The 18,830-nt window shown below is 57.0% G+C and carries 15 protein-coding genes; 6 read left to right on the forward strand and 9 right to left on the reverse strand.

The window, feature by feature from the left end:
- Positions 1-23: 23 nt before the first annotated feature.
- The 5 genes from gyrB to dnaA all read right to left on the reverse strand — a co-directional run bounded on the left by gyrB (position 24) and on the right by dnaA (position 7,716).
- A complete protein-coding gene (gyrB, locus tag BTO32_RS05710) occupies positions 24-2,438 on the reverse strand; it encodes a DNA topoisomerase (ATP-hydrolyzing) subunit B (RefSeq protein ID WP_076723559.1) in 2,415 nt (804 codons plus the stop codon).
- Between the two features lie 83 nt (positions 2,439-2,521).
- Positions 2,522-3,637 (reverse strand): DNA replication/repair protein RecF, encoded by a 1,116-nt coding sequence (recF, locus tag BTO32_RS05715; RefSeq protein WP_076723561.1) that lies wholly within the window; start codon positions 3,635-3,637, stop codon positions 2,522-2,524.
- A 116-nt stretch (positions 3,638-3,753) separates the two neighbouring features.
- Positions 3,754-5,025: an ABC1 kinase family protein gene (locus BTO32_RS05720; protein ID WP_076723562.1), complete on the reverse strand. Its 1,272-nt coding sequence runs from the start codon at positions 5,023-5,025 to the stop codon at positions 3,754-3,756.
- 63 nt (positions 5,026-5,088) lie between these two features.
- Positions 5,089-6,192 (reverse strand): DNA polymerase III subunit beta, encoded by a 1,104-nt coding sequence (dnaN, locus tag BTO32_RS05725; protein WP_076723565.1) that lies wholly within the window; start codon positions 6,190-6,192, stop codon positions 5,089-5,091.
- A 54-nt stretch (positions 6,193-6,246) separates the two neighbouring features.
- The gene (gene dnaA, locus BTO32_RS05730) at positions 6,247-7,716 is read right to left on the reverse strand and encodes a chromosomal replication initiator protein DnaA (RefSeq protein ID WP_076723567.1); all 1,470 of its coding nucleotides are present in this window, start codon (positions 7,714-7,716) and stop codon (positions 6,247-6,249) included.
- Between the two features lie 647 nt (positions 7,717-8,363).
- Here dnaA and rpmH point away from each other — a divergent pair.
- From rpmH to BTO32_RS05760, 6 genes are all read left to right on the forward strand, one after another.
- Entirely contained in the window at positions 8,364-8,498 is a 135-nt protein-coding gene (rpmH, locus tag BTO32_RS05735) for a 50S ribosomal protein L34 (protein WP_008940054.1), read from the forward strand.
- Positions 8,499-8,512: 14 nt separating this feature from the next.
- Positions 8,513-8,920, forward strand: coding sequence for a ribonuclease P protein component (gene rnpA / locus BTO32_RS05740; RefSeq protein ID WP_076723569.1), 408 nt, complete (start codon positions 8,513-8,515; stop codon positions 8,918-8,920).
- Positions 8,920-9,168 (forward strand): membrane protein insertion efficiency factor YidD, encoded by a 249-nt coding sequence (gene yidD, locus BTO32_RS05745; protein ID WP_076723572.1) that lies wholly within the window; start codon positions 8,920-8,922, stop codon positions 9,166-9,168. The genes rnpA and yidD overlap by 1 nt, the downstream gene beginning before the upstream one ends.
- A 4-nt stretch (positions 9,169-9,172) precedes the next feature.
- The gene (gene yidC, locus BTO32_RS05750; protein ID WP_076723574.1) at positions 9,173-10,885 is read left to right on the forward strand and encodes a membrane protein insertase YidC; all 1,713 of its coding nucleotides are present in this window, start codon (positions 9,173-9,175) and stop codon (positions 10,883-10,885) included.
- Positions 10,886-10,973: 88 nt separating this feature from the next.
- Entirely contained in the window at positions 10,974-12,344 is a 1,371-nt protein-coding gene (gene mnmE, locus BTO32_RS05755) for a tRNA uridine-5-carboxymethylaminomethyl(34) synthesis GTPase MnmE (protein WP_076723577.1), read from the forward strand.
- Between the two features lie 203 nt (positions 12,345-12,547).
- A complete protein-coding gene (locus BTO32_RS05760) occupies positions 12,548-13,768 on the forward strand; it encodes a site-specific integrase (protein ID WP_068812299.1) in 1,221 nt (406 codons plus the stop codon).
- On the opposite strand, the gene BTO32_RS05765 is transcribed toward BTO32_RS05760, so the two are convergent.
- From BTO32_RS05765 to traN, 4 genes are all read right to left on the reverse strand, one after another.
- Complete coding sequence (locus BTO32_RS05765; protein ID WP_197746072.1) at positions 13,758-14,135, reverse strand: helix-turn-helix domain-containing protein; 378 nt, start codon at positions 14,133-14,135, stop codon at positions 13,758-13,760. The two genes, BTO32_RS05760 and BTO32_RS05765, sit on opposite strands and share 11 nt — an antisense overlap.
- A gap of 586 nt (positions 14,136-14,721) precedes the next feature.
- A complete protein-coding gene (locus BTO32_RS05770) occupies positions 14,722-15,558 on the reverse strand; it encodes a replication protein RepA (RefSeq protein WP_068811996.1) in 837 nt (278 codons plus the stop codon).
- Positions 15,558-15,779: a helix-turn-helix transcriptional regulator gene (locus BTO32_RS05775; protein ID WP_068811997.1), complete on the reverse strand. Its 222-nt coding sequence runs from the start codon at positions 15,777-15,779 to the stop codon at positions 15,558-15,560. The genes BTO32_RS05770 and BTO32_RS05775 overlap by 1 nt, the downstream gene beginning before the upstream one ends.
- 115 nt (positions 15,780-15,894) lie before the next feature.
- Positions 15,895-18,726, reverse strand: coding sequence for a conjugal transfer mating pair stabilization protein TraN (gene traN / locus BTO32_RS05780; RefSeq protein ID WP_076723579.1), 2,832 nt, complete (start codon positions 18,724-18,726; stop codon positions 15,895-15,897).
- Positions 18,727-18,830 lie beyond the last annotated feature (104 nt).

Consider the following 18,830-nt stretch of genomic DNA (forward strand, 5'->3'; position numbering starts at 1 on the left):
TTTTGTGCGGTCAATGGCCTGGCTTATACATCCAGGTTGGTGACTTCCAGCGCGTTGGTCTGGATGAACTCCCGGCGCGGTTCCACGTCGTCGCCCATCAGGGTGGTAAAGATCTGATCGGCGGCAATGGCGTCTTCGATCGTCACCTTCATCAGGCGGCGGGTCTCCGGATCCATGGTGGTCTCCCAGAGCTGGTCCGGGTTCATTTCACCAAGCCCCTTGTAGCGCTGGATGTTCAGTCCGCGCTGGGCTTCCTTCATCAGCCAGTCCAGAGCACCTTCGAAGGACAGAACCGCCTGTTTGCGCTCTCCCCGCTGAACGTAGGCCCCGTCCTCAATCAGGCCATTGAGGGTTTCGCCCATCCGGGCGATGGCGGCGTAGGAGCCGGATTCGAAGAAGTCATGGCTGAATACGTAGTCGTGAGGAATGCCATGGACATGGAGCGTGACCTTCGGCAGGAACAGGCCCCGTTCCTCGTCCCGGGCCACCGAGAAGGTGTACTTGGTACCGGTCCGGGTGTCCAGGTCCAGCCCTTCCGCCAGGCGTCCGACCCAGCGCGCCACGGTTTCCTCGTCTTTCAGGTCCTCCGAGCTCAGGGTGCTGTTGTGCAGCATCTGCTCCAGCACCTTGGCGGGATATGCCCGTGACAGCCGCTCGATCATTGCCATCACCGCCTGGTACTCCCGCACCATGTTCTCCAGCGCCGCGCCTTTGATTGCCGGAGCCTCGGGATTGACGAACAGCTGTGCGCCCTCAAGGGCGGTCTGAGTCAGGTAGGCCTCCTTGGCCTTTTCATCCTTCAGGTACTGCTCCTGCTTGCCGCGCTTGACCTTGTACAGCGGCGGCATGGCGATGTAGACATGGCCGCGCTCGATGATTTCCCGCATCTGCCGGAACAGGAAGGTGAGCAGCAGGGTGCGGATGTGGGAGCCGTCCACATCGGCGTCGGTCATGATGATGATGGAATGATAACGGAGCTTATCGGGGTTGAACTCTTCCCGGCCGATGCCGCAGCCCAGGGCGGTGATCAGCGTGCCCACCTCAGCGGAGGACAGCATCTTGTCGAAACGGGCTTTTTCAACGTTCAGGATCTTGCCCTTGAGTGGCAGGATCGCCTGGGTCCGGCGATCCCGGCCCTGTTTGGCGCTGCCGCCAGCGGAATCACCCTCCACGATGAACAGTTCGGACAGGGCCGGGTCCTTCTCCTGGCAGTCGGCCAGCTTGCCGGGCAGGCCGGCAATGTCCAAGGCGCCCTTGCGGCGGGTCATGTCCCGGGCTTTGCGAGCGGCTTCCCGGGCCCGGGCCGCTTCGATCATCTTATTGACGATGCCTTTGGCCTCGTTGGGCTGTTCCTGCAGGTAGTCGGAGAAGGTCTGGTACATTTCCTGCTCCACCGCGGTTTTCACCTCCGAGGACACCAGCTTGTCCTTGGTCTGGGACGAAAACTTCGGATCGGGCACTTTGACGCTGATGATCGCGGTCAGGCCCTCCCGGGCGTCGTCGCCGGAGGTATGGACCTTGGCCTTCTTGCCCAGCCCTTCCTGTTCGATGTAGGTGTTCAGGGAGCGGGTGAGGGCCGCGCGGAAACCGGCCAGGTGGGTACCGCCGTCCCGCTGGGGAATGTTGTTGGTGAAGCAGTAGATGTTTTCCTGAAAGCCGTCGTTCCACTGCATGGCGACTTCCACGGTAATGCCGTCTTCCCGTTCCCGGGTGAAATGAAACACCCGGTTGATGGGGGTTTTGTTGGTGTTCAAATGCTCCACAAAAGCCCTCAGGCCGCCCTGATATTCGAACACCTCCTGCTTGCCCGTACGTTCGTCGGTCAGCCGGATACGTACGCCGCTGTTCAGGAACGCCAGTTCCCGAAGGCGCTTGGCCAAGATTTCGTAGTGGAACTTGATATGGGAGAAGGTGTCCGGCGAGGGTACGAAATGGATCATGGTACCGGTGCTGTCGGTTTCACCCACCACGGCCAGAGGCGCCTTGGGGACACCATGCAGGTAGACCTGTTCCCACACCTTGCCATCGCGCCGGATGGTCAGGGTGAGGTGAGAGGAGAGGGCGTTGACCACCGAAACCCCCACCCCGTGCAAGCCACCGGACACCTTGTAGGAGTTGTCGTCGAACTTGCCGCCGGCGTGCAGTACGGTCATGATCACCTGCGCCGCCGACACGCCTTCCTCCTCGTGCAGGTCCACGGGAATGCCCCGGCCATTGTCCTTGACTGTGACGGATTCGTCCGGATGGATGATCACCCCGATCTCGGAGCAGTAACCCGCCAGAGCCTCGTCGATGGAGTTGTCCACCAATTCAAAGACCATGTGGTGCAGGCCGGTGCCGTCATCGGTGTCCCCGATGTACATGCCCGGCCGCTTACGCACCGCATCCAGTCCTTTCAAGACTTTGATACTGGAGGAATTGTAGTTCGATTCACTCATTAGGTGACTCCTGAAGGGTGATACCGGTGCTCGCCCGGAGCTGCCGTCCGTCGGCAGCCAGGTTTCGGCACGCTGCGCCGGTTTTAATCTTCCGTCAATTTGCCATGTTCCACGTGGAACATCCGATACTCCGGCACCCGGTCCGAACGCCACAGGGAGGCGGGCTCCGGCCGGTCGATGCTGGTCAGGAAAACCTGACTGCCCAGGGCCCTCAGCTTCTCCGCCAGCATGGCCCGGTGCTCGGTGTCCAGTTCGGCGTTGATGTCGTCAAGCAAAAAGGTGACCTGCCTGCCCAGCTGGCTCAACACCATCCCTTGGGCAATTTTCATCAGGATCACCAGGGTTTTCTGTTGCCCCCGGGAAAAGGTCTCGGCCACCGGCCGACCCTGGAACTTCAACCTCAGGTCCGCCCGGTTGGGGCCATACAGGGTATGACCCATCTTGCGCTCCTGGTCCCGGTGCGCCATCAGAACCGCCTCCAAGGGGCGGTTCTGATCCCAGCCGGGGTAAAACTCCAGCTGCAAACCTTGGGTCCAGGGCACATCCAGCTCGCGCACCAGGCTTTCGAACGCCGACCGGAACGCCTCGAACGTACGGCTGCGAAACGCTGTCAGCCGCTCGCTGAGGGCACCGTACTGACGGTCCCAGACCCGCAACAGGGATTCGTCTAGTCTACCATTTCTGAGCGTCTGATTCCGCTGTGACGTGACCCGCTGGCACTGCTGCCACGTTACCGCGAACGAAGGTTCCACGTGGAACACCGCCCAATCGAGAAACTGGCGTCGCTTACCGGGACCGCCGGCGACAATATCAAACACGCCGGGGTCGATCACCGACACTGGCAGGTGTTTGGCCAGCGCCGACAGACTGCGAACCGTCTCACCATCCACCCTCAGGGTGGTTTCTTTGTCCCGAACGTCCCGGGACAGACCCAGGCGGTGAACAATGCCATCCGGGCCGTCCGCCTCGGCAGCGTCCAGTCCGCCGAATACGGTGAAGCGGCTTTCGCCATGGCGCACCACCGCCTGGTGACGACTGACCCGGAACGAGCGCCCCAACCCCAGATAGCCGATTGCTTCCAGCACGCTGGTTTTGCCGCTGCCATTGGCTCCGTACAGCAGATTGAACGACGGGGAAAAATCGACGACGCCCGAGACCAAGTTGCGGAAGTGTTCTGTCTGGAGCTTCACAAGTGCCATAGGGAAGGGGAGATCCGCAGGAGAAAAGCGTTGTTGGCCAGAACTGGAAAGGCCGCCCGTGCTCGGGCAACGGGCGGCCTTTTAGTGTACAAAAGCGCTGGCCGGAAGGCGACCGCTCAATGCAGCAGGTTCAGACGCTCGTCCATGAACACATCCATTTCCGGGGCAAGGATGTGGACGTAGCGGTCGAAATAGAGAAACTGCTTGAGCAACAACGCGAACTCCCGGGGGAAGTGAAGACCGTGGCTCTCGCCAACCTTGACCATCTCCATCAAGATATTGTTGACGTCCTCTTCGGCCTGGTCCGCCTGGTAGGGCACCTCGTCCGGGACCATCGCGTCCATCTGCCGGTACAGCCGGCGCAGATCCTCGGCCAAATCGGCAACCTTTACTCGCTGATGGGTCACACCGATCCGCACCATGGCATCGGCCATGCCATCAAAATTCCCCACCATGATCGCGGAAATAAAGTCGCTCACTGCCTGCCAGGTATCCGGCCGGATGCGCCCGACAATGCCGAAGTCGATGAAGCCGACCCGGCCGTCACGCAGCACCATCAGGTTGCCGGCGTGCACGTCGGCGTGGAAGAACTCGCACTGGGTCAGGCTGGCGAACCAGGTGTTCATCGCGGTGATCAGCGTGTGTTCCGGATCCCGGGCATACCCGCGGATGCTTTCCAGATCGGTCAGCGGCACGCCATGGAAACGCTCCATGGTGAGAATGCGGCGGGTGCTGCAGTGCTCGTACACCCGGGGACAGGTAGCGTCCTGGTTGTGGGTGTCGTGCAGGAACTGCCGAAACACCTTGAGGTTGTGGGCTTCCTTGATGAAGTCACATTCCTCCATCATGGTGCGCTGGATTTCCTCGACGATGCCGGATAGAGAGGTCCAGGACAGCTTCGGCGCCAGGGTTTCCAGCACCCGGGCCGACAGGTAGAGGAAATTCAGGTCGGTCAGCAGAATGTTTTCCACACCCGGCTTCTGCACCTTGATCACCACGTCCTCGCCGGTGACCAGCCGGGCAGCGTGCACCTGGGCAATGGATGCGGACGCCAGGGCCACCGGATCGATCTCCGCGTACACGGATTCAATCGGCCGCCCGAGCTCGTCCCGGATGATCTTACGGATGACGCCGAACGGCAGGCTCGGCGTGCGGTCCAGGCAGTACTGGAACTCCTCCACGTACTCCTTGGGGAAAAAGGTGGGCGAGCTGGCGATGAACTGCCCCAGCTTGATGTAGGTCGCACCCAGGGATTCGAATGTCTGCCGCAGCAGGCGTGGGGCCGGCGGCCGATCACCACGCAACCAGTTGACTCCGGTGCGCCCGAGAACCGCCAGAGTCTGACCAATCCGAAACGCACCCTTGATGCCGTTCGTCACCGTACCCATCCTTCGATACCCTCCTCAACGTTGCCCCCGGGAAACACGGGGGCAACGAGCTCCCGCGCCCGCCTACAACCGCATCGGCATGACCACATACAGGCAGCGGTTGTCGTTCTCCGCTTCAATGAGCGCGCTGCTGTTGGGGTTGGACAGCGTGATCCGGACCCGGTCTTCGTCCAGCGCGTTCATCACGTCCACCAGATAGCCTACATTAAAGCCGATCTGCAGGGATTCGCCCTGATACTCCACCGGCAAGGCATCTTCGGCCTGTTCCTGATCCGGGTTGTTGGCGAACACCTGCAGCTGGTCGGTCGACAGGTTCAGGCGCACGCCCCGGATGTTCTCGTGGGACAGGATGCCGGCCCGCTGCAGGGTGTTCTTGAGCGCGAGTCGGTCGGCCAGCACCACCTTGTCACCCCCCCGGGGGATCACCCGGTTGTAGTCCGGGAACTTGCCCTCGATCAGCTTGGAGGTGAAGGTGTAGGCCCCCACCGTGGCCCGCAGGTGGTTGTCGCCGATCACCAGTGTGACCGGAGTTTCCACGTCATCCAGCAACCGCGCCAGCTCCAGCACCCCTTTTCGCGGCACGATCACCTGACGCAGGTCGGCGCAGCCGGTGGCCAGCGTCAGATGCGCCAGCGCCAGGCGGTGTCCGTCGGTGGCCACGGTGCGGACATGGTCGCTGGCCACTTCCAGCAACAGGCCGTTGAGGTAATAACGGACATCCTGCTGGGCCATGGCGAAGGCGGTGGCATCCAGCATCCGTCCCAGCTCTTTCTGGGGCAGTTCCAGCCGGAAGCTTTCCGGTTCATCCTCCACGTTCGGGAAATGCTCGGCCGGCAGCGTGGATAGGGTGAAGTGACTGTTGCCCGAGCGCAGATGCAGCCGGTCTCCTTCCAGCGCCAGCTCAATCGGTGATTCATCATTGAGGGCCCGGCTGATGTCCGCCAATTTGCGCGCGGGTACGGTGATGCGGCCCGGCTGGTCCACGTGCACCGGTGTCACCCGGGCCACCAGTTCCACTTCCATGTTGGTACCGGTCAGGGTCAGGGTCGAGTCCTCGGCCACCAGCAGGACGTTGGAGAGTACCGGCATGGTCTGTTTCTTTTCTACCACGCCGGCAATGCTCTGCAGCGGGGTAAGCAGGGATTCACGGCTGATCGTCAGTTTCATGGCACTCAGCTTTCTTTTCCGTTGACAAGTGAATGGTGTCGCTAACGCCCGGCATCAGGTGGTCAGCAATCTCATAAAGTTCTGATAATCCTCACGAATCCCAGGATCTGTCTCCTGCAGCTCCTGGATTTTCTTGCACGCGTGCAGCACCGTGGTGTGGTCGCGCCCGCCAAAGGCATCGCCAATCTCCGGCAAGCTGTGGTTGGTCAGTTCCTTGGCCAACGCCATGGCGACCTGCCGCGGCCGGGTCACCGTCCGGGTCCGACGCTTGGACAGCAGGTCGGCCACCTTGATCTTGTAGTACTCCGCCACGGTACGCTGGATATTGTCGATACTGACCTGCTTCTCGTGCAATGCCAGCAGGTCCTTCAGGCTTTCCCGGATAAATGCCGGGGTAATCTCCGAACCGGTGAAGTGAGCATTCGCTATCACCAGACGAAGTGCACCTTCAAGCTCACGCACGTTGGATCGGATTTTCTGGGCGATGAAGAACGCCGCTTCGCTGCTGAGCTTGACGTTCGCCTGCTCCGCCTTCTTCATCAGGATCGCCACCCGGGTTTCCAGCTCCGGCGGCTCCACCATCACGGTCAGTCCCCAGCCAAACCGGGATTTCAGCCGCTCCTCCATATCCGAAATTTCCTTCGGGAACCGGTCACAGGTGACGATCACCTGCTGGCCCCCTTCCAGCAGCGCGTTGAAGGTATGGAAAAACTCCTCCTGGGAGCGCTCCTTGCGGGCAAAAAACTGAATGTCGTCGATCAGCAACGCGTCCACCGAGCGGTAATAGCGTTTGAACTCGTTGATCGCGTTCAGCTGCAACGCCTTGACCATGTCCGCGACGAACCGTTCCGAACGTAGATACACCACCTTCGCCCGGGGATTGCGACGCACGATCTCGTTGCCGATCGCGTGCATCAAGTGCGTTTTCCCCAGCCCCACGCCGCCATAAAGGAACAACGGGTTATAGGCGCCCCCCGGATTTTCCGCCACCTGCATGGAGGCAGCCCGGGCCAGCTGGTTGGACTTACCCTCGACAAAGGTTTCAAACGTAAAGGTCTCGTTCAGGAAACTCTGATGCTTGATGTCGCCCTCGACCTGCACCTCGCGCCGCTCGGACTCACTCTTGCTGGCCCGCACCACAGTCGCGGGCCCGGCCACGGTCGCCGCCACCCCCTGTTCCTCCTCGGTGACCGGACCGGCGGTTTCATCCGGCACATGACCGTTCACCGTTGCCCTCGGCGATTCCCGCACCGGCGCCGCCGGCGGTTCATCCGACTTCGGAGCCGATCCCACTTTCATATGCACGCGCGGTGCCTGGCCCCCGTTCAGATCCTTCAGGACTTCCTCGATCCGCCGCAGATATTTCTGGTTGACCCAGTCCATGACGAACCGGTTCGGAGCAAACAGCACCAACTGACCGTCCCGCTGATCCGACTGCAACGGCCTCAGCCAGGTGTTGAACTGTTGCGCGGGAAACTCATCCCGGAGTACTTCAAGACACTGATGCCACAAGCTGTTCGGCACGACCGCCTGCTCCCGATAAGACTGACGTTCCTATTGACCGGACAAGGAATCCGATACCAAGAGGTGACCGCCGATTCTACCGTGACGCCGTGGCCAGTAAAAGGGTGAGACTCCGGTCATAAACAGGCTGTGGAAATTTAACATTTTCAATAACAATAGCTTACGAACTTACCTACAAGGTTGTGTACAGCGAACTTTTGTCAAAAAAGTTACCCACAGGGCTGTGTGTACACCCTGCTTGCAACCCTGTTAGGAAGACCGGGAGCGTCCGGTGGATAACCCGACCCCGATCGGAATCGTCGACTTTCCCACAATCCGTCGCGTCCCCCTCCACAGAGCTCACCGGCCCTTGTCAAGACCCTTTTCAACGATACAACTTTTTGATTTTAAAGACTAAAAATGGTTTTTCCACAGAAACCTTGGAGACTAACAGCAGTAATAATTAATCCTTAAAGAATTCATAAAAGACCTACTGATTTTTTTACTGCGCCGGAGGCTCGGCGAGCCCCTCGGGAACCCCTCCAGCCACGACGCCACAAGCCATTGAACTTTTGCCGGGATTTGCATAGAATGCCGCACCTGTTTTGGCTGTACATTTTCCAGCCAGTTACTGACTTCCAAAACTTACCCGTTGTGAGATCGTCACCATGAAAAGAACGTTTCAACCGAGCGTCCTGAAGCGCAAGCGCGTACACGGCTTCCGTGCCCGTATGGCCACTGCCAACGGCCGCAAGGTTCTGTCCCGTCGTCGTGCCAAGGGTCGCGCTCGTCTGTCCGCGTAACAACCTGCTTGCTCATGAAGGCTTTGGGTTTTCCGAAAGCTCACCGTCTGTTGCGGCCCGCGGATTACAGCAAAGTCTTCAATGACGTACAGCTGAAGGTTTCGCATCGGAACTTTCTGATCCTGGCAACGCCGAACCCGTTCGGTCATGCCAGGATCGGCTTGGTGTTTTCCAAGAAACACCTTAAGCTGGCCGTCCAGAGAAACCGCGTCAAACGCCAGGTCAGGGAAACCTTCCGGCGTCAGCGGGAGTTGCCCGCCGTTGACATCGTGATTCTCGGTCGGCAGGGCCTCGCGGACCTCGACAACGCATCGCTTCAGGCCATCCTGAACGAGCTCTGGCGCCGGCTTAGAAAAAAATACCGTCAGTCATCGCCACCCGAGGCGGCTGAGTCTCAGCCTGCCGGTAGAGGAACGGGTTAATGCGCCAACTGTTGCTTCTGCCCATCCGCTTCTATCAGTACGCGATCAGTCCCCTGATGGCGAGCCACTGCCGCCACTACCCAACCTGTTCTCAATACGCGGTCGAAGCCATCAATCGTCACGGTGCCGTCAAGGGCTCCATCCTTGCACTTCGCCGTCTCGGCCGATGCCACCCCTGGAGTGAAGGCGGTTACGATCCGGTTCCAGGTACCGAGCATTCCCCTCAAACAACCCAGACCAGACAGTAATTCTATGGACATTCAACGCATTGTTTTGTTTGCCGGCCTGGCGATTGTCAGTTACCTGATGGTGCTCGCCTGGAACGAGGACTACCACCAGCAGCCCGTGGCCGCCACTGAGATGGCACAGGCCCCCGCAAGCAATGCCGGTGTCAGTGGCAACGGCGACTCGATGGTGTTGCCCGGTGAGGCCTCCGGTGATCACCCCGAGGAATTCGTCACTCCGGAAACCAGCCCGTCCGTGGCCGCTTCCGGAACCGACACCACCGCGGCTGTGGATAACCCCTACGTCACGGTCCGCACCGATGTGTTCGAGATCGTCATCAACCGGGTTTCCGGCAACATTGTCGAGAGTTCTCTGCTCCAGTACGACGCATCCCTGAACAGCAACACCCCGTTGAAACTGCTGACCCACAGCGCCAACCGCACCTACCTGCTGGAGAGCGGGCTGATCGGCAAGAACGGTCCGGACAGCCGCGCCAACGGCGAGGCTCCGGTGTACGAAGTCAGCCGTTCCGAGTACACCCTGGACGATGGCCAGGACCAGCTCGCGGTGGACCTGAGCTACACCACCGATCAGGGCGTTCGCATCATCAAGCGCTACGAGTTCCAGCGGGACAGCTACGAGATCGGTGTCAAATACCTGATCGAAAACCGCTCCGAGCAACCCTGGCAGGCCAACTTCACCGGCAAGATCGTGCGCGACGAGTCCCCCGATCCCACCAGCCAGGCCAGCATGGGCATCCGGGCGTTTCTGGGCATGGTCATGAGCTCACCGGAGGATCCCTACGAGAAATTCAGCCTCAAGGATCTGGCCGAGAAACGGGTAAACCAGCAGGTCACCAACGGCTGGCTGGCGTTCCTGCAACACTACTTCCTGACGGCCTGGGTTCCTGATCGCGACACTCCGGCGCAGTTCCAGACCACCCGCCGGGGGCCGCTGCACGTGATGGGCTTTGTCTATCCGACCACCACGGTCGCGCCTGGGGAAACCGCCGAGGTCGGGGCCCGGGCCTACGTCGGGCCGAAGATCATCGACCGTCTGGAAGCGGTGGCTCCGAATCTGGACCGTACCGTGGATTTCGGCTGGCTGTTCTTCATCTCGCTGCCGCTGTTCTACATTCTGGAGTGGTTCCACGGCCTGTTTGGCAACTGGGGGGTCTCCATCATCCTGCTGACGGTGCTGGTGAAGGCGGTGTTCTTCCATCTGTCTGCCACCAGCTACCGTTCCATGGCGAAGATGCGGGCCGTGGCGCCGCAGTTGAATCGGCTGAAGGAACTGTACGGCGACGACCGGCAGCGTATGAGCCAGGAAATGATGGCGCTGTACAAGCGGGAGAAGATCAACCCGCTTGGCGGCTGCCTGCCGGTGCTGGTGCAGATGCCGGTGTTCATTTCCCTGTACTGGGTGCTGTTCGAGAGCGTGCAGCTGCGCCATGCGCCGTTCATGCTGTGGATTCAGGATCTGTCGCAGATGGACCCGTACTTCATCCTGCCGATCCTGATGGGTGCCAGTATGTTCCTGCAGATGCACCTGAACCCGACTCCGCCGGATCCGATGCAGGCCAAGATCATGAAGCTGATGCCGTTGATCTTTACGGTGTTCTTCCTGTGGTTCCCGTCCGGTTTGGTGCTTTACTGGCTGGTCAACAACATTCTGTCGATCAGTCAGCAGTGGTACATTACCCGCAAGATCGAAGCGGAGGCGGCAGCCAGAAAGCGCTAAGGCCCGCCGCAGCCACCTGACCCGACAGAGGCTCCCTTCGTGGAGCCTCTGTCCGTTTTGTCTGTCCATCGGAAGAAGGTTTCCAGCCATGCAGGCCAGCACCGATACCATTGCCGCCATCGCCACCGCGCCCGGCCGCGCCGGCGTGGGCATTGTCCGCGTGTCCGGTGCCCGGGCCCGGGACATCGCCCGGGGCATGCTCGGCTTTGACCCCAGGCCCCGGCACGCCCACTATGGTCCGTTCCTGGATGGCGACGGCCAGCTGATCGACGAAGGCATCGCCCTGTTTTTCCCCAACCCCCATTCGTTCACTGGCGAGGATGTGCTGGAACTGCAGGGACACGGTGGTCCGGTCATCCTTGACCTGCTGTTACGGGAAGTCTGCCGCCGTGGCGCTCGGCTGGCCCGTCCCGGTGAATTCTCCGAACGCGCGTTCCTGAACGATAAGCTGGACCTGGCCCAGGCCGAGGCCATTGCCGATCTGATCGACAGCAGCTCGGAGCAGGCCGCCCGCTGTGCCGTTCGTTCCATGCAAGGGGTTTTTTCACGCCAGGTAGAGGATCTGGTGGAAGCGGTTACTCACTTACGTATGTACGTGGAGGCCGCCATCGACTTTCCCGAGGAAGAGATCGACTTTCTGGCCGACGGCAAGGTGGCCAGCGATCTGCATGCCCTGATCGGCCGGGTCGAGGGCATCCTGACCGAAGCCCAGCAGGGCTCGATTCTCCGCGAAGGCATGAAAGTGGTCATCGCCGGCCGCCCCAACGCCGGCAAATCCAGCCTGCTCAACGCCCTCGCCGGACGTGAGGCCGCCATTGTCACGGCCATTGAGGGCACCACCCGGGACGTGCTGCGGGAACATATCCACATCGACGGCATGCCCCTGCATGTCATCGATACCGCCGGCCTCCGGGACAGCCCGGATGAAGTGGAACGCATCGGCATCGCCCGTGCCTGGGAAGAAATTCGCCAGGCCGACCGCATTCTGTTGATGGTGGACGCCACCACCACCGACCAGACCGATCCCCACGCCCTATGGCCGGACTTCATTGACCAGTTGCCGCCCAGCGCTCCGGTGACCGTGATCCGCAACAAGGTGGACCTGACCGGCGAGCCGGTGGGACTCAGCGAGACGCCAGGCCAAGCCGCGCCGGTGATCCGGCTGGCCGCCAAATCCGCTGAAGGCCTGGAGGTGTTGCGTAGCCACCTCAAGGCGTGCATGGGCTTTGCCACCACCACCGAAGGCGGCTTTCTGGCCCGTCGTCGTCACCTCGATGCCCTGGAACGCGCCCGCGACGCCTTGCTTCAGGGACAGGCGCAGCTGGAAGGGTACGGCGCCGGTGAACTGCTGGCCGAGGATCTGCGCGCCGCCCAGGACGCCCTGGGCGAAATCACCGGGCGGATGACCCCGGACGACCTGCTGGGCCGGATTTTCGGCTCGTTCTGTATCGGGAAGTGAACCTCATTCTGAAGTGGTAAAGCCCCGTGAAACCCATCAAAACATATCAAAATAACTTATTGTTTTCTAAGGACAATATTCGCTTTTACCTCAAAAACCTTTTTCCCGCGTTTTCTTCTAATTTGCTCCGTTTCACTATAAATTGATCCCGATTTGCTCCAAGGTTAGAATTCGGGAGCAATGGGATCAAAATTGGAGCAAACATGAAGGTATCTGTTAACAAGAGGAACCCCAACTCGAAGGGGCTACAGCAGCTTCGCCTGGTGTACTACTACGGTGTGGTCGAAGGGGAGGACGGAAAAAAGCGGCCTAAGCGGGATTACGAGCCTCTTGAGCTGTACGTGTATCACAACCCCAAGACCCAGGCTGAGCGGCAGCACAACAAGGAGATGATGCGTCAGGCAGAAGCTGCGAGGTCTGCACGTCTCGTTGAAGCACATGCCAATAAATTCCAGCTTGAAGACCGCGTGAAACTGGCCTCAAGCTTCTTCGACTACTACGACCAATTAACCTCGACCAAAGAATCCGGAAGCGCATCTAATTATTCAATCTGGATCTCGGCAGGTAAGCACCTCAGAAACTACCACGGCAGAGCTGAACTCACCTTTGAGGAGATTGATAAGCAGTTTCTTGAAGGCTTACGGAAGTACCTACTGGAGGAGAAGCTCACCAAATCGAAAACCAAGCTTGCCAAAAATACTGCATCGAGCTACTTCAATAAGATCCGAGCTGCTCTGAATGAAGCATATCGAGAGGGCATCATCAGGGATAATCCGGTTCAACGAGTGAAAAGTGTCAAGCCAGAGAACACTAAGCGAACCTACCTCTCACTGGATGAGGTTCGAGCGTTGACAAAAGCGGAATGTCGCTACGATGTCCTGAAGCGGGCTTTTTTGTTCAGTTGCACTACCGGTCTCCGGTGGAGTGACATCAATAAACTCACATGGAGTGAAATCGAAGAGTTTGAGCCTGGCCACTATCGAATCATTTTTGACCAGAAAAAGCTTAAGAACGGTGGAAAATCCCTTGTATATCTGGACCTTCCAGATTCGGCTGTAAAGCTGTTGGATATAGATCGAAAGGGCGAACCAGAAGACAGAGTGTTCGTCGGCCTAAAATACAACAGCTACTTTAATGTGGCTTTAGAGAAGTGGGCAATGAGAGCTGGAATAACAAAGCATGTCACGTTTCACGTCGGGAGACATACATTCGCCGTAGCCCAACTTAACCGTGGTGTTGATATTTATTCTCTTTCTCGGCTCCTTGGACACTCAGAGCTGAGAACAACTGAAGACTATGCTGATATTCTCGAAAGCCGTCGAGTAACGGCCATGAGAAGCTTTCCAGACATATTCAAAGAGCGTGAAAGTGAGAATAACAGATGCTCCCATTGCGGGCAGGCAGTCCCCATGGCTATCGCTTAGGCGCTTTACGTCCAGGACGGCGAGAGTTCTTCATAAACTCCTCAACGTCGTTCTGCACATCCTTCTGAGATTTGATGCGGTTGGCCTCAACCCAATCCAAAAGGTCCGAGCGTTTAATCAATACACGATTCCCCCCCGGCTTTGTAAAGCTGATTCGCTTCTCATGAGTCAGCTTGTAGATATAGCTCCGCTTTGAACCGATCAAAGCTGCCGCCTCATCGACAGTAAGATACTCCTTTCCAGAAGGAGGGAGGTTCACGTTACTGGTGTCGCTCGACGCTGTTCCCGAAACGAAATCAGCCAAGATTTTTTTGATTTCTGCCAATTCATTCATCACGCACGATAACTGTTCTGTTTCAGACATCATTCACCCACATTGTCTTTGATTCGCTTTGATGGGTTTATGATGAAGGAGAGAGGTGCGAAACGACGGGTCTGCTTTTGCCCATTTTGGGCGGTTTGAGCGGAATTGAGAAAATTTTCTGGAAAGTGCCTACGTCAGTCCGACCGACTAACTGTCCACATTTCCCCTGTCACCAATAGTTGTAATTTATTATTTGTTTAAAACTACTTGAAAGAACTACTTGCAGACTGTCCAATGCAACGATTTTTCCTTTAGATTCATTGGTTTATTGTTAAAAAATCAATTATAGGCGTGGCGCTAGTGTCGTACAGGCGTGGCGCTAGTGACGTGACTGGCGTGGCGCTAGTGTCGTGGATAACTTGCCAAAACTCGCCGGAGCCCTTGATTTCACAGGCTTGGCTACTGCGTGGCGCTAGTGACGTGGATAACATTGGTTATAAACAGGGTTATCCACCATGGGAGCGAATTCGACTCAACCAGAATACCGCCCGTAGGGGCTGTAATTATCATAATTACCGTAATCGAAGTAGACGAGATAGGGCTTTGAATGAGGAGATGCGAACAAAGAAGGATTCGCCCCGAGGCTTTTTCACTTAGGGGCGATATGAGGGTTCGTCTTGGTAATTATCAGTTTATCGCTTTGAAAAAGCGTGCTGTTGAAAATCTCATGATGGAAAATAGACGCTAATATAGCGGCATTTTCCAGCTTTCGACGGAAGTCTCTCCGCTCCTTCGTTTCACTGCTGAACTGAAGCTTCAGGGCATCAAGCGGGATTTCAATCTGCCTTCTGCGCGACATCGAGTGGACTCGCCAATTCCACCAACAGTAGAAATCGATGGCGAGCGGGTTTTTAGTCAAAGCTTTGATCGCGTGGGCGGAAACTGGCACAGCATTGCTCAAAATGCTTTGGTAGAACTCTTCATCCAGGCTGATTGTTGATGACCAGCTTGAATTTTTGCCATGGCGCATTGAGATAAGCGCCTTACGGGATACAAGAATATTCTCAATTTCTACCCCGTTTCCAACCACTCTCTCTATCTGAAATGTAGAGCGAGCCAAACGATTGACCTGTTCGCGCAGTAGAGCTGCATATCGACCACTATTGCTTAGTCCAAGACTTTTCAGGAACTGGCTTTGGCTTGTATCAATCGCTAGCTCAGGACTCCTCTGTCGCTTGGCTTGTGTGGTTAACCATGCCAACAAAAGCCTTACCAGGCCCCCTGCGGGAACACGCTCGCTGGACAATACCGATACTTTGACATTGCCATTGGTGCGCTGAAAAAGGTTTTTATCAGTATTGGCCGCCGGTAATGGGCTAAGTTGGCAAAACAATTGCGGCATGAACCATGTTTCAGGGTTCAGCTCTTGATTTTCTGCCTGCTCAATAAGACTTTGATGGTAGGCAGTAAACGGCTTGCCTCCCATCAATCCACCTTCCGACGCTCAAGCCAATCCTCTACGTCGGCGCGCTTCCAGCGGACCGCTTTTGTGGTTACGGCAATGGGTTTTGGAAAATCAGCGTTCTTATCTGCCCGAATGCGGCTCAGCGTCGGATTTGAAATGCGTAAAAGTTGTTGGACATCACGTACCGTTAAAAGCACGTCTGACTCAACGCCAGCCCCTCGATCTTTCTTTTGGGATTTCATAAACAATAGCTCCTTCGATTTCTCTAGGAGCTATTTTCGGTTTAACTACCTTTGACCGAAGAACGCGCTTTTTACCATTTTGGGCGCATAAGGCAGTTTTTCAGTATTTTTATCGTTAGCTTCCCGGACCGCCCGGATTCACTTCTATTTTGTCCATTGCCTCCCGACGCTTTGCGTCCACGTCTATGTCATCAACGCGATCCATTGCACGCTGATCAGCAGGCAAACGGTCCCCATCAACATTGAAGACGCTGCCAGAACCTGTGAGGGCATCCATAGATAAATTGGCTCCACTGGGGAACTGACCGTTCTGCTGAAGAATAGCCAGCCACTCATCGAGATTTACCTCATCCCAATTGATTTGAGCGATTTGCTCAAAGGGAATACCTCCACAACTCGGATTCTTAGGAGTTCCGAAGTCCTGACCAAACTGAGGCCGAACCTGTTCCTGGATGATTCGAGACAGCGGTGAATTGAAGCAGCAGTACGCTTTACGCTTCTCGATACAGGCCCCAAGAACCTCTTCCTTACAGTAGGAGCCAACGTAGGTGCAGCTATCCGTTGCCCGCTTGGTGTTCATCTCCAGCTCTTCCTGCTCACAGGCGTAGACCATTTGAATTACGGCCACAGCGACCACGTACACCGTGTAGACCGTCATCGCCGCACCCAGCATAGAAGCGGCTTGGTTCGCCATTTCCGTCATTGCCTCCTCAGCCGCTCTATCTGCTGTAGCAGTGGCTGCCGCCTCGGTCGCGCCATCCTGGGCCAAATTACCCATCACGTCCTGCAACATACCTTTAGCCTGCTCCTTCAGCTTTTCTATGAGCTGGTTCTTCAGTTCCTCGATGGGCGACCATATCTCCTCAACAGCACCAGAGATGTTATCCATGTAATTTGTGAACGGCTGAGATACCTCCGTCCAAGCATTCATAACTGGATCACGAAGGGTTTGGTACGAGCTTTTGATGACGTTGGTGTCTTCAAGCGCCAATACCGCACCATCAAGCTTCGGAACCTGACGAATCATCATCAGGTAATCAGCCATGCTCACGTTAGAGGGTTTCTCACAGCAGTCCGACACTCCGCCGACTGCAATCTTGCATTCGCCAGCCTCGCCCCCGAACGCAGTACAGGTCACGTTCTCTTCACCGGTTGCGTTGCCATCGTCATCTTGGCCGGTGCAGCTCATATCCTGGGTCATGAACTGCGCCGCATTGAGCAAAGCCGAGGCTTTGGCAAAGTTCGCGGTCTGGTCGGTGGATTGTGTCGGGTCTAGGCAGTCGTCCCCCATGCAGCGGATAGCTCCACCACACTGGTATTCGGTTTTTTTCTCTATGGTGTCGATGTCCACACTACTCCCGCAGTCCCACGTCTCCTCTTTGACGTAACACACACCGGAGTTACCCTGAGCACCATCAACACACTCCGAGCTTATAAAGCCGCACTGCGGGTTTTCTTCGTACTGCTGGCACGTATTTAGATTCCCGCCTTCGTTGACCGGGCACTGCTCCTCACCGTTGACATCGGTGTAGCACTCCATATCCCCTTTGTAGAAATCGAAGTCCGCATCTACGGCGACTTTCTTGCAAAGGTTGGGGATACCAGGAATGGGAGAAGGCTTCAGGCTGTCCTCGCAGATTTTGATGCCATTCGTATAGGTGCAGCCTTCCGCGTCACGCGGGTCGTCCACGCAAGTCAGGCTCCCCTCTGCAAAACCATCCACCACGCCAGTCGCAGATTCGATGCAGCTATCTGGTGACCATTCATCTTTGATGATGGCTTTGGAGGGGTCGTACTTAATGCGGATCTTCCCGAAGCCTTCACCCTCGCCGGAGACGGATACGCGAATTTTGAAGCGAATCACCGAGTCTTCCGGCGTGTTTCGGAAGTAACTGGTCAGGTCGAGGTTAGGATTTTGGTCCCAGCTTGTACTCAGCTCACACTTACCGGCTGTCTCGGGAGGAAAATTGTTAGTGGGACCAGACCATACCTTTACTTCTTCGCCAGGCTCACCAATCCATATCTGCATGTAGTCATCCCACTTGGCACGTATCAACGTAGCCTGAGTAATGGCAGCAGGATTGACGACTTTGATTTCCGTGAATTCTTCGTAAATCGAGCAGCTACCACTCCAGTAGTTGTCTCCCACCTTACCAATCCACACGTCAGAACACCCACCGCCAGCACCATCGCATGGTGAAATGTTGTATGGACCGTCATGGTGCTTGACCACTGCCGCTTCATAGTCGTGAATGACCTCGCAGGTGGCGCTTTTGTCGGTCACACGGTCGCAGGTTTCGTACTCCGGGTTATGTACCGACATGGTGATTTCATCGAAGGTTGTTTCGGCGGAACAGTCACCAAAGCCCTCAGCGATCACATCAATGTTTTCGTATGTGGCGTTGGTGAGCCCCAACATCGGGTCGGAACTGAAATCCGGGCGACTTTGATTTGAGGAGTCCACCAGAACTTTATACGCCGCACCTGAGATAGAGGGGGTGTCGCTGTAGGCATCTTCCCAGAGGGAGTCCTTTGCCTCGCTACCGGTTTCGCCCATCCCCTCTTCCGAGTCATAGATCCCCTGGAGCTGGTCGAGGTCAGGGGCTACGCCATCAGAGAAATATTCGTTCTGCACCGAGGCATTGGAAGGGTTGCTGCCTGGGTACAGGCTTTGAACGCTGAACTGAGTTCCCCCTTGGTATTGCAGGTTACCGTTTTCGTCCATGGTGGGGATGGTGATTTGCCCGTTCTGGACCTTGGCTGGAGTGTTTTTGGCTTCGTTACCAAGCTCCATACCCAGATTCTGGCCTTCGCGACCGAGCTGACTTAAAAAGTCCTGGCTATCAACTTCAGGTGACTCTTGAGCCACGCCGTGAAGGGGCATCAGAGTCGTGGTGACAGTTAAAAGGTAGGCAATGGCTCTCATCAAGCCTGGTGAATTTCGCATAATGACCTCTCCGAAAATCTTTTCGAGAGATCATATCGAGCATCCGGCGCTCCCAGCGGATGTGTAATTTACCGTTTTGGGCGCATAACGTTAAATTGGCCAAA

Origin of the sequence: Marinobacter lutaoensis (assembly GCF_001981305.1) — a bacterium.
Classification (GTDB): domain Bacteria; phylum Pseudomonadota; class Gammaproteobacteria; order Pseudomonadales; family Oleiphilaceae; genus Marinobacter; species Marinobacter lutaoensis.

What these genes read in the sequence shown, in the direction of transcription:
- dnaN (WP_076723565.1), bottom strand. Translation starts at nt 6,192, where the DNA reads ATGAAACTGACGATCAGCCGTGAATCCCTGCTTACCCCGCTGCAGAGC.
- yidC (WP_076723574.1), top strand. Translation starts at nt 9,173, where the DNA reads ATGGACATTCAACGCATTGTTTTGTTTGCCGGCCTGGCGATTGTCAGT.
- BTO32_RS05760 (WP_068812299.1), top strand. Translation starts at nt 12,548, where the DNA reads ATGAAGGTATCTGTTAACAAGAGGAACCCCAACTCGAAGGGGCTACAG.
- rpmH (WP_008940054.1), top strand. Translation starts at nt 8,364, where the DNA reads ATGAAAAGAACGTTTCAACCGAGCGTCCTGAAGCGCAAGCGCGTACAC.
- traN (WP_076723579.1), bottom strand. Translation starts at nt 18,726, where the DNA reads ATGCGAAATTCACCAGGCTTGATGAGAGCCATTGCCTACCTTTTAACT.
- yidD (WP_076723572.1), top strand. Translation starts at nt 8,920, where the DNA reads ATGCGCCAACTGTTGCTTCTGCCCATCCGCTTCTATCAGTACGCGATC.
- mnmE (WP_076723577.1), top strand. Translation starts at nt 10,974, where the DNA reads ATGCAGGCCAGCACCGATACCATTGCCGCCATCGCCACCGCGCCCGGC.
- BTO32_RS05720 (WP_076723562.1), bottom strand. Translation starts at nt 5,025, where the DNA reads ATGGGTACGGTGACGAACGGCATCAAGGGTGCGTTTCGGATTGGTCAG.
- BTO32_RS05770 (WP_068811996.1), bottom strand. Translation starts at nt 15,558, where the DNA reads ATGGGAGGCAAGCCGTTTACTGCCTACCATCAAAGTCTTATTGAGCAG.
- gyrB (WP_076723559.1), bottom strand. Translation starts at nt 2,438, where the DNA reads ATGAGTGAATCGAACTACAATTCCTCCAGTATCAAAGTCTTGAAAGGA.
- recF (WP_076723561.1), bottom strand. Translation starts at nt 3,637, where the DNA reads ATGGCACTTGTGAAGCTCCAGACAGAACACTTCCGCAACTTGGTCTCG.
- rnpA (WP_076723569.1), top strand. Translation starts at nt 8,513, where the DNA reads ATGAAGGCTTTGGGTTTTCCGAAAGCTCACCGTCTGTTGCGGCCCGCG.
- BTO32_RS05775 (WP_068811997.1), bottom strand. Translation starts at nt 15,779, where the DNA reads ATGAAATCCCAAAAGAAAGATCGAGGGGCTGGCGTTGAGTCAGACGTG.
- BTO32_RS05765 (WP_197746072.1), bottom strand. Translation starts at nt 14,135, where the DNA reads ATGATGTCTGAAACAGAACAGTTATCGTGCGTGATGAATGAATTGGCA.